The sequence below is a fragment of the Pusillimonas caeni genome (genome assembly GCF_003545815.1).
Taxonomy (GTDB): domain Bacteria; phylum Pseudomonadota; class Gammaproteobacteria; order Burkholderiales; family Burkholderiaceae_B; genus Pusillimonas; species Pusillimonas caeni.
In genome coordinates, this window is sequence record NZ_PDUW01000006.1 from 246,824 (window position 1) to 262,439 (window position 15,616).

The window sequence follows — 15,616 nt, forward strand, 5'->3', positions numbered from 1 at the left end:
ATCAGGTCGGGCGGGGCGTGTTGGCGTCGACGACGGTCAGGGCGGCCATGTTGACGATGCGCCGCACCGTCGAACTGGACGTCACGATGTGCACCGGCGCATTGGCCCCCAGCAGGAACGGGCCCACCGCCACGTTTCCGCCCGCCGCCGTCTTGAGCAGGTTGTAGGCGATGTTGCCGGCGTCGACGTTGGGGCAGATGAGCAGGTTGGCCGGGCCCTTGAGCGTGCTCGAAGGCAGGATGCGCTGGCGCAGCGCCTCGTCCAGGGCGCAGTCGCCGTGCATTTCGCCGTCCACCTCCAGCGTGGGGTCCTGCTCGCGCACGATGGCGAGCGCGTCGCGCATCTTGGCGCCCGAGGCCGAGCTGCCGGTGCCGAAGTTCGACCGCGACAGCAGCGCCGCCTTGGGTTCGATATTGAGGCGCCGCATTTCGCCCGCCGCCGCCAGCGTGATCTCGGCGATCTGCTCGGTGGTGGGGTTGTCGTTGACATGCGTGTCCGCCAGCGCGATGGTGCGCTCGGACAACAGCAGGATGTTCATGGCCGCATAGGTGCGGGCGCCGGGCGCCTTGCCGATGACTTCATCGATGAACCGCAGGTGGTCGGCGTAGGCGCCGACCGTGCCGCACACCATGCCGTCGGCATCGCCTAGATGGATCATCATCGCGCCGATGAGGGTGAGCCTGCGGCGCATCTCGACCCGGGCCATCTCTTTGGTGATGCCTCGCCGGCACATCATTTCCCAGTAAGTGGTCCAGTAGAGGTGGAAGCGCTCGTCGTACTCGGTATTGGTGACCTCGACGTCTTCGCCGAGCTTGAGGCGCAGGCCGAATTTCTTGATGCGGGCCTGCAGCACCTCGGGCCGGCCGATGAGAATGGGTTTGGCCAGTTTCTCGTCGACCACGATCTGCACCGCCCGCAACACGCGCTCTTCTTCGCCTTCGCTGAACACGATGCGCGCCTTGCCGCCTTCGCGCACCATGCTCTTGGCGGTGGAAAACAGCGGCTTCATGAAGGAGCCGGAGCGATACATGAACTGCTGCAGCTCTTCGACGTAGCTGTCGAAGTCGGCGATGGGCCGCGTGGCCACGCCGTCTTCCATGGCGGCGCGCGCCACGGCCGGCGCCACGCGCACGATGAGGCGGTTGTCGAAAGGCTTGGGAATGAGGTATTCGGGGCCGAACGAAACGTTGTAGGTGCCGTAGGCCGCCGCCACCGCATCGTTCTGTTCTTCCTGGGCCAGTTTGGAGATGGCCTCGACCGCGGCTTTTTCCATGCCGCGCGTGATGGTGGTGGCCCCCACGTCCAGCGCTCCCCGGAAGATGTAGGGAAAGCACAATACGTTGTTGACCTGGTTGGGGTAGTCGGAGCGGCCCGTGGCCATGACGACGTCGTCGCGCACCGCGTGGGCGTCCTCTGGCAGGATCTCGGGATTGGGATTGGCCAGCGCCAGGATGACGGGCCTGGCGGCCATGGCCGCCACCATCTCGGGCTTGAGCACGCCTCCGGCCGACAGGCCCAGGAACACGTCCGCGCCGCCGACGATGTCGCCCAGTTTGCGCGCGTCGGTATCCTGCGCAAAACGCTCTTTGGCCGGGTCCATGAGGACGGTGCGGCCCTTGTAGACCACGCCCTCGATGTCCGAGACCCAGATGTTCTCTATCGGCAGCCCCAGGTCGACGAGCAGGTCGAGGCAGGCCAGCGCGGCGGCCCCCGCGCCCGACACGACCAGCTTGACCTGCTTGATGTCTTTCTCGACGACTTTCAGCGCGCTGATGAAGGCCGAGGCCACACAGATGGCCGTGCCGTGCTGGTCGTCGTGGAAGACGGGGATCTTCATGCGCTCGCGCAGCTTGCGCTCGACCACGAAGCATTCGGGCGCCTTGATGTCCTCGAGGTTGATCCCGCCGAAGGTGGGCTCGAGCCCGGCAATGATGTCGACCAGCTTGTCGGGGTCGTTTTCGTTGATCTCGATGTCGAAGACGTCGATGCCGGCGAACTTCTTGAACAGCACCGCCTTGCCTTCCATGACCGGCTTGGAGGCCAGCGGGCCGATGTTGCCCAGGCCCAGCACGGCGGTGCCGTTGGTGATGACGCCGACCAGGTTGCCGCGTCCGGTGAAGCGGAACGCATTGACCGGATCGTTGACGATTTCTTCGCAGGCGGCGGCCACGCCGGGCGAGTATGCCAGCGCCAGGTCCCGTTGGTTGGACAGCTGCTTGGTGGGCGTGACGGCGATTTTCCCCGGTCGGCCTTGCTCGTGGTATTCGAGGGCCGCTTTGCGAAAGTTTTCTTCCATGATGATCGACTCAGACAGGACGAGATGAATAAGAGACGATCATTCTATCCCCTCACGCGCCTTCGGTCATGGTGTGATGCCTACGCGGCAAGCCGCGCGGCATGCGGCTTCGGGCGCCGGAGCACGGCAAAGCGTCAAAGATCCTGGCCAGGATCGGGAAAAACGCCTGCGGGATCGAAGAGGGTCTTGACCTTGCGATCGAGCGTAGACGCTTGTTGCCAACGACCGTCGTCGCCCGCCGGCGGGCGGCTGGTATAGGCGGTGGCCCAATCGGCGGACGGCAGGGGCGGCCGCGCTTCGAAGACCATCCATTCGATCCAGCCCAGGTCGCCGCCATGGCCCAGCATCAGATGCGACAGGTTGACGTCGTGTCCCGGACGGGGCGCAAGGGCGTCGAGGCGGTAGCGGGCGGGCCAGCGATCCAGGGCTGCAAACCCGGCGGCGGGCTCTTCCGCGGCCAGGGCGAACAATTGGGGCACGAGCTTTTGCAGGGTCAGGGTGCCCAGCGGCAGGCGATTGCCGGCGCCAAAAGGCCCGAGCACGGCGCTGCTGCCGTCGGCCATCAGGACCGAGGCATGCAGCAGGCCGCAACGGAAGGCTTCGCCGGGCGCCCAGCTGCACAGGCTGCGGTCGGCGGCCCACGCTGCGACGGTCAGATAGCCGGGCTGGTCGGCTAACTGGGTCAGCCCCGCATCGACGAGTTCGCTGAGATGGGTGCCGGGCTGGACGAACCATTTGCCGGGATCGTCAGGCAGGGGCTGGCAGCCGGCCATGGAGCCGTCGAGTTCTATCCACAGGACGGACTGCCCGGTGAGGCTGTCGGCCTGGTTGACGCCGCTCAGGGCCAGGACGATGCCGAACTCCCGGCACAGGGCATGGGCCAGGCGCAGGTCGCCGCCCTGGCTGGGCGTGAGGCGGGCGCTGCCCTTGCCTTCGTACAGGCCGAAGTCGAGAAAGTCGCCGGCGACGCCGCGGCGCATGCGGCGGCAGAATTGTTCCCAGGGGGTCTGTGCCGGCCGGCGGCCGGTCAGAAAGGCCCGTCTAGAGGAGGACTCCATGGTGTTCCTGTTGGGGAAGGTTTACCGCTAAGCGGCCTATGATGTGGGCGGCGCAGGCCGCGCTGCACGGATTGCCGGTCAGCATTGTCATTGCTAGAACGATTGCGGGTAGGGTTTTGGAGAAAGTATAGCGATGAGTCCTTGCTTTGGTCATTGGCGGGGGCTCGTTGTGATGCCTCTACTGTGCTCTTGAAGTCGGACTGGGGCTTATTGCGATGCTCTTGCTTTGCCCTTGAACCCAGCGAGGGCGTGTTGCGACGCTCCTGTGTGTTCTTGAGCCAGGGCGGGGCTTACTGCAATGTTTTTGTTGTGTCCTTAAGCGCCTCTGGAGAAGACTGTATTTTTCCAGGCGGTCGGGCGGTCCGCGGCAGCGCCCTCCAACGCCTGTAAAAATACAGTCTTCTCCAGAGGCTCAAGCTGGCGGCAAGCCATGCAAATCGGGGTTCTGTTGTCGGTTAAAGGGATGTTCGCGACGAACCCCAGCCCTCAATCTGGAGATCTTCCCATTCGTGGCCAGCCGCAATAGCAAGCCGTCGGAGGCGATGCGGTTAAAGACCCAGATAGAAGACTCTCGAGAGCCCAGATGTAACCCAGACCGAACATGACGCCCCCCTTCCTCGCCAAGACACTCTGACCTGGTCGAAACGACACACGATTAAACAACACCGCGGTCTACAATCGAGTTTTTCTTCGAACCCGAGTCCAGTTCATGTCCCGTCTTGCCAAGCGCACCGATCAGGTGATGCCCTTCTACGCAGTGGAAATCTTCAAGCAGGCCAGCGCCCTGAATGCACAGGGCCGGGACATCATCAGCCTGGGCATCGGCGAGCCGGACTTCACGGCGCCGGCCCAGGTGGTCGAAACACTCAATCGGGCCGCCGAGGCCGGACTGAGCGGCTATACCTCGCCGGCTGGCCTGCCGGCGCTGCGCGAGGCCATTGCGCACTACTACAAGCAGGAATTTGGCTCCGCGGTGGAGCCCGGGCGCGTCATCATCACGTCCGGCGCGTCCGGAGCGCTGCTGCTGGCGGCGATGGCGCTGATCGATCCGGGCGACGAGGTGCTGATGGCCGACCCCTCCTACCCGGCCAACCAGAATTTCATCATGGGCGCGGGCGGCATACCCCGGCTCATTCCTTCGTCGGCGGAACAGCGCTTCCAACTGTCGGCGCAGGACGTGCGGCAGCATTGGGGGCCGGCCACCCGGGGGGTGCTGGTGGCCTCGCCCAGCAATCCCACGGGCACCACGATCGAACAGGAGGCGCTGCGCGAACTGGTCGGCGAGGTACGCCGGCGCGGCGGCTTCGTCATCATGGACGAGATCTACCTGGGCCTGTATTACGGCGACGCGCCGCGCAGCGCGCTGGCGCTGGATGACGGCATCGTGGTCATCAACAGCTTTTCGAAGTACTTCCACATGACGGGCTGGCGCCTGGGCTGGATGATCGCGCCGCAAGAGATGGTGCCGGCGGTGGAAAAGCTGGCGGCCAGCCTGGCGATCTGCGCCCCCTCCCTGGCCCAGCACGCGGCCCTGACCTGCTTCGAGCCGGAAGTGATGCGCATCTACGACCAGCGGCGGCTGTCGTTCAAGCAGCGGCGCGACTATCTGCTGCCGGAGCTGGAACGCATCGGGCTGCATGTGCCGGCCGCGCCGGATGGCGCCTTCTACATCTATGCCGACATCGGCCGCTACAGCCGGGACAGCGACGATTTCGTGCACCGGCTGCTTCACGAGGCCGGCGTGGCCACGGTGCCGGGCCGCGATTTCGGGCCGGCCCACGCGGCCCATTCGATCCGCCTGTCATACGCCACCGGCCTCGATCGGCTGAAGGAAGCGGTGGAGCGAATGGAAAAATTCCTGGCTTCGGCGGAACAGAACGCCTGAGCCGCCGCAAGACGACTCGACGCGCAGCGTCTCCCGCGCCGGCAGCGAGCCCGACAAGGTTGAAAAACGGAGTTCGCCGCAACGGCGCATGGCGGGACGCCATGCCGCTCTCGACCCGGGAGGACAGCGGCACGCCTATTGGCTGGGAGGAATCCCCGAAGCCAGCGAAAGCCGCCGGCGTTCGGCCAGCACTTTCGCCCCATAGCCCCCGTCGCTGGGGCCGGTGGCGCCGACGTAACAGGCCAGGCCGCCGGTGACCGAGCCGCGGCGCTGGATGCAGTCGTGCAGGATCTGGCTGCCCACGCGTATGTTGGCGATGGGATTGAGGGCCGCCTCGGCGCCGCCGCCTTCGAAGCGTTCGAATTTGTCCTGATGCACCTTGGTCATGACCTGCATCAGGCCCTGCGCCCCGACGTGGCTTTCGGCAAAGGGGTTGTAGCGCGACTCGATGGCGATCACGGCCAGGATCAACAGGGGGTCGAGCTTCTTCTCGCGTCCCACGGCATATACGGTATGGATCAGCACCCCGGCGACGTCGTGGGCGATGCGGTACTTGCGTGCGATGTAGCTGCGCAGCGCCTGGCTCTGCACCTTGGTGACGCCCGGAATGGAAAAGGAATCGAGCGCATTCAGGGCTTCGGCGAAGGTCTGCGGCTCTCCGTCCTCGTGCGCCGCGTCGGCATCGCCTCGGCCGGTGGGCAGCTCTACCCGTCCGCCCGACAGTCGCTCGGCCAGCGACAGGCCGGAGCCCTCGTCGCCAACGGTGCCCGGTTTCAGGCTGACCAGCAGCGCGGCATGGATCTGCTGGGACTGGTCGCGCAAGGAAGGCACGACGAAGCTCAAGGACACCGTCACCAGCACGGCAATGCCCAGATACACCGCCGTGGCGTGCGTCAGCTCGGCCGCGCGCCGGCCCATCAGGCGCAGCGAGCGTCCCAGCCATGTATAGCTGCCCGAACCAGCCATGTCTTATCCCGCTCCTTGAGCGAACCCGCATCCCGGGCCCGGTCCAATAAAATGACGAGCTCGATGTTAACCTTAGACGTCCGTCAAAACCAATCAGTGAGAGTTTCTTGAAATACCGTGACCTGAGGGATTTCGTGGCGCAGCTGGAGACCGCCGGCGAGCTCAAGCGCATCACGCATCCCGTTTCGACGGCGCTTGAAATGACCGAAATCAGCGACCGCGTGCTGCGCGCCGAAGGGCCCGCCCTGCTGTTCGAACACGCCATGCACGGCGGCCGCCGCGCCTCGATGCCCGTGCTGGCCAACCTGTTCGGCACCCCCCGGCGCGTGGCGCTGGGCATGGGCGCGGACGACGTGGCGGCCCTGCGCGACATCGGAGAACTACTGGCTTCGCTGCGCGAGCCCGAGGCTCCGCGCGGGCTGCGCGATGCCTTCGCCAAGGTGTCCATGCTGAAATCGGCCCTGTGGGACATGAGCCCCAAACGCGTCCGCAGCCCGGCCTGCCAGGAAATCGTCCTGGAGGGCGGCGACGTCGACCTGGACGCCATACCGCTGCAGACCTGCTGGCCCGAGGATGCCGCCCCGCTGCTTACCTGGGGCCTGGTCATCACGCGCGGGCCCAACGCCCGCCGCCAGAACCTGGGCATCTACCGCCAGCAGATCATCGGCCGCAACAAACTCATCATGCGCTGGCTGTCGCATCGCGGCGGCGCGCTCGACTTCCGCGACCATGCCCTGGCCACCCCCGGCAAGCCCTTTCCCATCGCGGTCGCCCTGGGCGCCGACCCGGCCACCACCCTCGGCGCCGTCACTCCGGTGCCCGACAGCCTGTCGGAATATCAGTTCGCGGGGCTGCTGCGCGGCTCGCGCACCGAGGTGGCCGACGCCCTGGGCAGCGACCTCACGGTTCCCGCCTTCGCCGAAATCGTGCTGGAGGGCCATATCCTGCCCTCGGACCACCCCGGCGCGGTCGCGCCCCAGGTTCCCGAAGGCATCAAGCCGCCCGCCGACACCGGCTACGAAATGGCGCTCGAAGGCCCCTACGGCGACCATACCGGCTATTACAACGAGCAGGACTGGTTCCCCGTCTTCACGGTCGAGCGCATCACCATGCGGCGCGACCCCCTCTACCACAGCACCTACACCGGCAAGCCGCCCGATGAGCCGGCGGTGCTCGGCGTCGCCCTGAACGAGGTGTTCGTGCCGCTGCTGCGGCGGCAGCTTCCGGAAATCGTCGATTTCTACCTGCCGCCCGAAGGCTGCAGCTACCGCCTGGCGGTGGTGTCGATACGCAAGCAGTACGCCGGCCATGCCAAGCGGGTCATGTTCGGCTTGTGGAGCATATTGCGGCAGTTCATGTATACCAAGTTCATTATCGTGGTGGACGACGACATCGACGTGCGCGACTGGAAAGAGGTCGTCTGGGCCATGACGACCCGCATGGACCCGGCGCGCGACACCCTGCTGGTCGAGAACACGCCGATCGACTACCTGGACTTCGCCTCGCCGGTGTCCGGGCTGGGCGGCAAGATGGGCCTGGACGCCACCAATAAATGGCCCGGCGAGACCCAGCGCGAGTGGGGCCGGCCTATTGAAATGGATAAAGAGGTGAAAGCCCGCGTAGATGCCATGTGGACCCAGCTCGGGCTTTAACCTCGATCAATCCATGGCGAAAATCTTCCCCGGATTCATGATGTTGTCGGGGTCGAGCGCCTTCTTGATGGTACGCATCATGGCGACCGTGCCGGCGCCGGCCTCTTCCACCAAGAAGCCCATTTTGTGCAGGCCGATGCCGTGTTCCCCTGTGCAGGTGCCTCCCAGTTCGATGACGTGCCGAACCAGGCGGTGATTGAGCTGTTCGGCACGCGCGCGCTCTTCGGCGTCGTCGGGGTCGATCAGGTAGCACATGTGAAAATTCCCGTCACCGACATGGCCCACGAGGAAATGGGGAATGCCGCTGGCCTCGGCATCCTCGACGCTCCGGAGCAAGGCGTCGGCAAGGCGAGAGATCGGCACGCAGGTATCGGTAGTGAGGCACCGGCAGCCGGGACGGGTTTGCAGTGCTGCGAAGTAAGCGTTGTGGCGCGCCGTCCATAAACGGCTGCGCTCTTCGGGGGTATCGGCCCATTCGAAGCCGGCGCCGCCGTGCTCGCTGGCGATTTCCTGGACTGTCTCGCTTTGCTCCTTCACGCTGGTGGCCGAGCCGTGAAACTCCATGAGCAGCATGGGCTCTTCGCGCAGACTGAGTTTGCTGTGCTTGTTGACCGCCCGTATGGCATTGACGTCGATCAGTTCCACGCGCGCGATGGGCACGCCGAGCTGGACGGTCTCAATCACGGTCGTGACCGCGGCGGCAATGGAGGGAAAGGAGCAAACGGCTGCGGATACGGCCTCGGGCAAGGGGTAGATGCGCAGGGTGATTTTCGTGATGACTCCCAGCGTGCCTTCGCTGCCGATGAAAAGACGAGCTAGGTCGTAGCCGGCACTGCTCTTCTTTGCGCGGGTGCCGGTGCGGATGACCTCTCCGCTTGCGGTGACCACTTCCAGCATGAGCACGTTCTCGCGCATGGTGCCGTAGCGTACCGCATTGGTGCCGCTGGCACGGGTCGCACACATGCCCCCGATGGATGCGTCCGCGCCCGGATCGATCGGAAAGAACAACCCTGTACTTCTGAGTTCGCTATTGAGCTGTTCGCGCGTCACGCCCGGCTCCACCGTCACTGTCAGGTCCTCGGCATTCACTGCGAGGATTCTATTCATACGGGACAGGTCGATGCTGATGCCACTCTGCACGGCGAGCAAGTGGCCCTCAACGGAAGACCCCACGCCGAACGGAATGGCCGGCACTTTGTATCGAGCGCACAGCTTGACGGCATCGCTGACGTCCTGTGCGCTTTCCGCGAAGACGACGCCCGCCGGCGGCGGGACGGTCGTGAAGGAAGACTCATCGCGCCCATGCAATTCGCAAACCGTGACGCCGGTTGAGCATTGGGCTCCGAAGCGGCTCTTCAACGCGTCGATGAATTCGGGAGGCACGTCGCGCGGCTTGACCACGGGCAGAAGCTGGGGGAAGTTGGCGGGTGAATTCATTCTGGTCTCCTGTTCAGGCCATAAGATACCTGTCCGGGGCGGGCGTGGCGCCCTTATTGCCGCGCTGCCATGCATTCCGCGCGCCGCCGAACCGGATGACGAGGTCTTGTTGATCCCGCTTCGCCCGTGCGTCGACGCGCTCCGGATCCAGAAGCGACCGCAATCGCGCCTCGAATTCTTTGAGCACGCCCTTGTACCGTGCCGATTGTGCGAGATTTCTCGTTTCCTCCGGGTCGTCGACGAGATCGAACAATTCCGGGGGATAGTTGACGTAGTGGTGATATTTGTAACGGCCACAGGCAAGCATGTAGGCGGCGCCATCCGCGCCTACGGCATGGTATTCGCTGAACCCGATGCGCTGGTGGTCATCCGGCGCCTGAGCCAGCCCGATCAGCGACTTGCCCGGCAACAGCCGCTCTTCCGGCAGAGGCTCGAGCCCGGTCGCTTCGAGCGCGGTCGGATAGACATCGATCAAGCCGACATGGGTCTGCCGCCTCGCACCCGCCGGAATGCCCGGCCCTGCGATGATCATGGGAATACCGGTCGATTCGCGGTAGAGCGTCGATTTGTTCCACAGCCCGCGTGCGCCGAGGTTGTCGCCATGATCGGACGAATACAGCACAGTGGTGTTTTCCGCCAAGCCCAGCCGGTCGAACGCGCCCAATACTTTTCCGAGCTGCGCATCGAGAAAAGTGACCAGGCCGAGGTACGACTGCCTGGCCGTGCGCCGACGATCGTCGGTGCCCAGCGCCGCGTCGTGATCCCAGAATCTGGCCATGCGTTCAACCCAGGGATGGCGCAACGCTCCGTCACGCGGCAACAGCTTGAAAGGCCTCTGTGCTTCGTTCGAGTAAAGCGAAAAATACTCCTCCGGCACGACGAGCGGCATGTGAGGAGCTACGAATCCGACGAATAGCGCCCAAGGCGCTTCGTCGCCGCGATGCGCCTCCAGCCACTCGCAGGCTCGCTCGGCGATGCGCATGTCGTAGCGGTTATAGGCGGACTCCCCGATGCCCAATTCCTCGAATATGGGGGACGGCCCACGCGACCCGGGCAGCGGATGGCGGACAGCCCCCCACACCAGTCCCACGCCGTCCTGAATGTGCATGGTTTCGTGCTGGACGGCAAAGCCGGTGGGATCTTCCTCGCGCCGAAAATGGAGCTTGCCGATCGACTCGACCCGTATGCCCGCATTGGAGAGTCGATGGTGCCAGCTCGTGCTGCGCCCCTCATAGGCGATCGCGTTGTCCCAGTAGCCGATGTCGTGAACATGGCGCCCCGTCGCCAAGCTGCTGCGCGCCGGAACGCAAATCGGACTCGACGTGTAGGCGCGCTCGAAGCATGTGCCCCTGGCCGCCAGCCTGTCGAGATTGGGCGTCTTGATCCAGGAGTTGCCGTAGCAGCCGGTATATCGTGGATCGTGTTCGTCCGACAGCAGAATGAGAAAGTTTCGGGGCGGCTTAGACATGTGTGCTTCCGGTGTAGTGTTCCTGCCATAATATTGTCATAACAATGTTGTTTTGACAATATTATGGCATTTATGGCGCACTTGGTTTCTTGTCGCGCCCCAAAAGCTGCGTCCGGGGCCCCGCCTACGTGTGTCGGCCGATCCCTATTCTTTTGCGGGCCGTTCGAGCATGGTGTCCGCCACGGTTTGCAATCGTTCTATGAAGCCCTTGAATTGCTTGTACTCCTGCTCGGAGAACGCGCCTTTCAAGCGCTCCTGCCGCTGGAGAGACCACGCGGAGATTTCCAGATGAAGCCGGCGTCCGCTATCGGTCAGCTCCAGCGTAAATTGCCTTCCGTCCGAAAGGAGCGGCTTGCGCTGAATGAAGCCTTTTTTCTCGAGATTAGCGACAGTTCGACTGACCCAGGCTTTATCGACGGCGATCGCCCGTGCCAAATCATTGAGGGAGAGCGCGCCACGGCTCCCGACCGCCGAGATGATGCGCCATTCGGGCACGGTGATCTCCGCTACCTCCGACAGGTCACGCGCGGCTGAACGCGTGAGCGTGTTTGAAAGCAACAGGATCCAATAAGTCAGGTTTTGAGTGACATCCACCGGGCTTGTCGTCTGGTTCGTGCGTTTTTTCATTCGTTCAGTGTCTCGTCGCAGGCGCGTTTTTTCCATTATCAACCAGGAAGCTGTGGGAACTTACACCATATCAGGACAATTTTATATTGACAACACAATGTTGTTAACACAACAATGTCGTGACAACAAAATAAATGGCTGCCATTTGCCAGCGTGGGCAAATGGGAAAGTGGCTGATGCGGAAGCTGGACAATGTTCGTATTCAAGGAGACAAAGAATGAATAAGGTGGTTCAGGCGTGGTCCATCGTTGCGCTGCTGGTGATATTCATGCTCATCAATTTCATGGACAAAGCCGTGCTCGGCATGGTCGCCCCGCCGCTGATGAGCGAGCTCGAGCTTACGCCCGCACAGTTCGGCTTTCTGGGTGGCAGCTTCTTCTGGCTGTTTGCCATATCGGGCATCGTAGTGGGCCTGGTTGCAAATCATGTGTCGGCAAAAAAGCTGCTGCTGCTCATGGGGCTGTCCTGGGCGGTGCTGCAATTGCCCATCTATTTTTCATCTTCGCTCAGCGTACTGGTGATCTGCAGGATTCTGCTGGGAGCGGGCGAAGGCCCGGCCTGGGCCATCGCCGTTCATGCGATCTACAACTGGTTTCCGGACGAGCGGCGGGCGCTGCCGGTCGGGGTCCTGGCGCAGGGCGCCATGGCGGGGCTGCTGTTGGCGGGTGCCGTGATTCCCCCTGTTACCGTGGCCTATGGATGGCGCGCCAACTTCTTGATGCTTGGCATCGTGGGCGTGGCGTGGGCGGTCATCTGGCTCCTGGTGGGCAAGGACGGCAAGGGGGCGGCGCAAGGCGGGCCGAGCGCACCGGCCCAGAACGGCAAACCCGTCCAGAGCAATGAACGCGTCCCCTACCGGTATCTTCTCTGTAATCGCACCGTCGTCTCCACAATAGTCATGCACTTCGCCTTCTATTGGAGTTTCGCCCTGGTGATTACCTGGCTGCCGTCGTACCTGAACCGTGGCCTCGGGTTTGAAAACATAACCGCCGGGCAGCTTTTCTCTGCTTTTGTCATCCTGAACACGCCCGTCAACCTTGTTCTGTGCTGGTTCGCCCAACGCCTGTCCCGGCGTGGATACTCCTCTCGGATTTCGCGTGGCATATTCACGAGCGTGGCGTTCATCGCGGGCGGCGTCCTTCTATTCGTACCGTGGTTGATGGAGGTCTCCGCCTGGATGAAGATAGTAGCGCTTGCGGCATCTTTCGGCGCGATCACCGTAGTGGTCTCTCTCGGGCCTGCGATGGTATCCGAAGTAAGCCCCCCGGCGCAGAGAGCCGGAATGATCTCGATCGAAACGGCAATCGCCTCAATCGCCGGCGTACTGGCGCCCATGGTCATGGGCGGCCTGATCCAATGGCTTGCACGCGAGACCAGCCCTTCATACGCGTATGAAGTCGGTTTTGCACTGACCGGCGTGCTCTTGCTCGCGGCCGGAGGCGCGGGGCTATTGTTCGCCACGCCAGGGAAATCCGCGCTCAGGGTGCGCGAACTGACGGCCCGTCTTATATGAATCCCCAGCGGGCGGGGATAGCGCAGGGAGTAAAAGAGAAGATGATCGAGTCTAAATTTGTCGCCGCGGTGGTGCAGGCGGCACCGCAATATCTTGATCTTGACGCGTCCGTAACCAAGGCCATCGACTTGATCGGCGAGGCTTCCGCCGCGGGCGCAAGCTTGATCGCCTTTCCCGAGCTCTGGCTTCCAGGCTATCCGTGGTGGGTGTGGATGGGCTCGGACGAATGGGCGGCATCGCATGACTTTACCGACCGATACAGGCATGCCGCCTTCGATTATTCGAGCCGCCACGCACTGCGGCTACGTGAAGCGGCACGCAAATACGGCATGGCCGTGGTTATGGGAGTGGCCGAGCGCGCGGACGAGACGCTCTACATCGGCCAGTGGCTGATCGGCGGCGATGGCCAGACTTTGTGGCGGCGACGAAAACTCAAGCCCGGTTTCCTCGAGCGAAAGCTTTTCTCCGAAGGCGGCGGTGGCAACCTGACTGTGGTCGACACGCCCTTGGGGCGGCTCGGCGGCTTGTGCTGCAGCGAACATCGTCACCCTTTGTTCAAATATGCGCTGTATGCACAAGGCGAGGAGATCCATATTGCCGCGTGGCCCAGTTTCCAGCCGCATCAGGCCAAACGCCCGGGTATCGGTCCTGTCGTGAACAATGCGCTCAGCCAGGTGTATGCGATCGAGGGCGGATGCTATGTGCTGGCTCCGTGCGCGCTGGTGACGGACGCAATGATCGAGGCTCTTTGCGACACCGCCGAGCGCAGAGCATTTCTACGTCGAGGGGGAGGCTTTGCATGTGCCTTCAACCCGCATGGCGCTCCGGTGGGCGGCCTGATCGATGAACATGAAGAGGGCCTGGTGCTGGTCACCATCGATCCCGATGAGATCCGCGCAGCCAAGTCGGCCTACGACGTGGCGGGGCATTCCGCGCGCCTGGACATTGTCGGGCTCTCATGGGCAAGCGCCGGAGAGACGTCTTCCGAAGAGGTGGACGATGTCTAAAGCGCTATTCCTGACCGACGAGCAGAAGGCGATGCAGGCCGGCGCGTTCGGCGAAAGCGCACGCTGGGCGATCGAGCAGCAGATCAGCGTCGGAAAGTTCTTCGGTTCGGCCCGCTTGCTGCCGGTCGCTTCTGTGCATGCCAGCGCCGAGATCGGCATCATGGGCGATAGCGGCTTGTCACGCATGACGCAGCTGTCGCGCTCCGGCGCCCGGGTGCGCGTCCCCGCCACCACCGCCGCCTGCAGTGTCGATTTTTGTCGCTGGCGAGAATTCTGCCTGGCCTCGGACCACGTCGAGCAGGAGCGGGAACTGCACGACTCCTTGCGCTCCATGGGTTTCATCGACACATCGACATGCATCAATTATCAAACGGTCAGTCCCCCTCGTTTTCGCGAGCATCTCGCATGGGGAGACACCGGAGCCGTCACGTTCGCCAATGGCGTGGTCGGCGCGCGCAGCAATTATGAAGGCGGCCCTGCCTCGATCGCCGCCGCGCTGTCCGGATACACCGCGGAATACGGCTTTCATCTGGAGCGGAACCGCAAGGCGACCCATGTGTTCGATATTGACGCTCGACTTCAGGGAGCCAGCGACTGGGGGGCTCTCGGCGCCTTGATCGGCGAGACGATCGCGGATTACTGGAAAGTGCCCGCGGTGGTCGCTCCCGCATGCTCTCCGACGGTGGACGAGTTAAAGCACTTTGCGGCGTCGCTGGCAAGTTTCGGGTCGATAGCGATGTTTCACGTGGTGGGCGCTACTCCTGAAGCGCCCACGCTCGATACGGCGTGCCACGGCGACATGGCGGGTGTCACGCGAAGCACATTGTCCATGCATGACATAAGAACGGTCTACGAGCGCTTTCCGGCGCCGGGCCGGCGCATCGATCTGGTCGTGTTCAGCGCGCCGCAGCTATCGCTGCTCGAAGTAACGCAAATCGTGGAAATGCTCGAGGAACGGCATGTCGCCGTCGGTACCCGGCTGATCATCACGGTCAATCACCAAGTCAAAGCAGAGCTCGACCGCCTGGGTTCGACTCAGGCCTTGCTTTCCTCAGGCGCGGAGTTATTGGTGGGAACCTGCTTCTATGTGATGTCCCCGGCCGAAGTGCGAGACCGGTTCGGATTCCGGACGCTGGTGACGCCTTCCGCCAAACTGGCCAATATCGCGGGAGGGGCCGGCTACACGCCAACGCTGCTCGATGTCCGTTCCAGCGTCGAATCGGCCATAGCGGGAGAGTACCGCCATGCATAGTGCCAATGCACAGTCCCGGATGGGTCCCTCGGCCGCAACCCGCTTGCTCCGCTTCGGACGTGGGTATGGAGAGGCTGTCGAGGGCGAACTCATCGTCTCCAGTCAGGGCTTCAATGCCCGCTACGACATGGATCTTCATAAAGGTATCTTCTCCCGTCCGGGACATGACTTGTATGGCCAGTCGATCCAGGGCAAGATTTATGTCTTTTCCACGCCCAAGGGAGGCATTGCCACTTCCTGGGCGCTGGCTAACCTTTGCGAGCGCGGCCTGGCGCCGCTCGCACTCATATGCCGCCGGGCAAATCCGGTTGTGGTTCAGGGAGCCGTGCTAGCCCGCATCCCTATTGTGGATTGTCTCGAACAAGATTCCGCCGATTGGCTTGAAACAGGCCAGCGCGCCCATCTCGATCCGGCTCGCGGCGAGTTGATTGTATACACTTAACGGGACCTCTTCC

General features: G+C 63.3%; 12 protein-coding genes. 6 read left to right on the forward strand and 6 right to left on the reverse strand.

Features of this window, described 5'->3' with window-relative positions; translation table 11 throughout:
* Position 1: 1 nt before the first annotated feature.
* Both CSC67_RS14850 and CSC67_RS14855 read right to left on the reverse strand, forming a co-directional pair.
* Entirely contained in the window at positions 2-2,296 is a 2,295-nt protein-coding gene (locus CSC67_RS14850; RefSeq protein WP_118995219.1) for an NADP-dependent malic enzyme, read from the reverse strand.
* 134 nt (positions 2,297-2,430) lie between these two features.
* Positions 2,431-3,354 (reverse strand): hypothetical protein, encoded by a 924-nt coding sequence (locus CSC67_RS14855; protein WP_135227472.1) that lies wholly within the window; start codon positions 3,352-3,354, stop codon positions 2,431-2,433.
* A gap of 709 nt (positions 3,355-4,063) precedes the next feature.
* Between CSC67_RS14855 and CSC67_RS14860 the strand changes: the two genes are divergently transcribed.
* Entirely contained in the window at positions 4,064-5,239 is a 1,176-nt protein-coding gene (locus CSC67_RS14860; RefSeq protein ID WP_118995221.1) for a pyridoxal phosphate-dependent aminotransferase, read from the forward strand.
* A gap of 135 nt (positions 5,240-5,374) precedes the next feature.
* Here CSC67_RS14860 and CSC67_RS14865 read toward each other — a convergent pair whose 3' ends face one another.
* Positions 5,375-6,157: a lytic transglycosylase domain-containing protein gene (locus CSC67_RS14865; RefSeq protein ID WP_245220248.1), complete on the reverse strand. Its 783-nt coding sequence runs from the start codon at positions 6,155-6,157 to the stop codon at positions 5,375-5,377.
* Between the two features lie 155 nt (positions 6,158-6,312).
* On the opposite strand from CSC67_RS14865, the gene CSC67_RS14870 reads away from it, so the two are divergent.
* Positions 6,313-7,857: a UbiD family decarboxylase gene (locus CSC67_RS14870; protein WP_118995223.1), complete on the forward strand. Its 1,545-nt coding sequence runs from the start codon at positions 6,313-6,315 to the stop codon at positions 7,855-7,857.
* Between the two features lie 6 nt (positions 7,858-7,863).
* Here the strand turns inward: CSC67_RS14870 and CSC67_RS14875 are convergent, their stop codons facing one another.
* The 3 genes from CSC67_RS14875 to CSC67_RS14885 form a co-directional block, all read right to left on the reverse strand.
* Complete coding sequence (locus CSC67_RS14875; RefSeq protein WP_118995224.1) at positions 7,864-9,294, reverse strand: FAD-binding oxidoreductase; 1,431 nt, start codon at positions 9,292-9,294, stop codon at positions 7,864-7,866.
* A gap of 13 nt (positions 9,295-9,307) precedes the next feature.
* Positions 9,308-10,762 (reverse strand): sulfatase-like hydrolase/transferase, encoded by a 1,455-nt coding sequence (locus CSC67_RS14880; RefSeq protein WP_118995225.1) that lies wholly within the window; start codon positions 10,760-10,762, stop codon positions 9,308-9,310.
* 144 nt (positions 10,763-10,906) lie between these two features.
* Entirely contained in the window at positions 10,907-11,389 is a 483-nt protein-coding gene (locus CSC67_RS14885; protein WP_167752905.1) for a MarR family winged helix-turn-helix transcriptional regulator, read from the reverse strand.
* A 217-nt stretch (positions 11,390-11,606) separates the two neighbouring features.
* On the opposite strand from CSC67_RS14885, the gene CSC67_RS14890 reads away from it, so the two are divergent.
* From CSC67_RS14890 to CSC67_RS14905, 4 genes are read left to right on the forward strand one after another with little or no spacing between them, the layout of a single operon-like run.
* Complete coding sequence (locus CSC67_RS14890) at positions 11,607-12,902, forward strand: MFS transporter (protein WP_167752906.1); 1,296 nt, start codon at positions 11,607-11,609, stop codon at positions 12,900-12,902.
* Positions 12,903-12,943: 41 nt separating this feature from the next.
* The gene (locus CSC67_RS14895) at positions 12,944-13,909 is read left to right on the forward strand and encodes a carbon-nitrogen hydrolase family protein (RefSeq protein WP_167752907.1); all 966 of its coding nucleotides are present in this window, start codon (positions 12,944-12,946) and stop codon (positions 13,907-13,909) included.
* Positions 13,902-15,161, forward strand: coding sequence for an aconitase X catalytic domain-containing protein (locus CSC67_RS14900; protein ID WP_167752908.1), 1,260 nt, complete (start codon positions 13,902-13,904; stop codon positions 15,159-15,161). The genes CSC67_RS14895 and CSC67_RS14900 overlap by 8 nt, the downstream gene beginning before the upstream one ends.
* A complete protein-coding gene (locus CSC67_RS14905; RefSeq protein WP_118995230.1) occupies positions 15,154-15,603 on the forward strand; it encodes an aconitase X swivel domain-containing protein in 450 nt (149 codons plus the stop codon). Before CSC67_RS14900 ends, CSC67_RS14905 begins: the two co-directional genes overlap by 8 nt.
* The last annotated feature ends 13 nt before the right edge of the window (positions 15,604-15,616 follow it).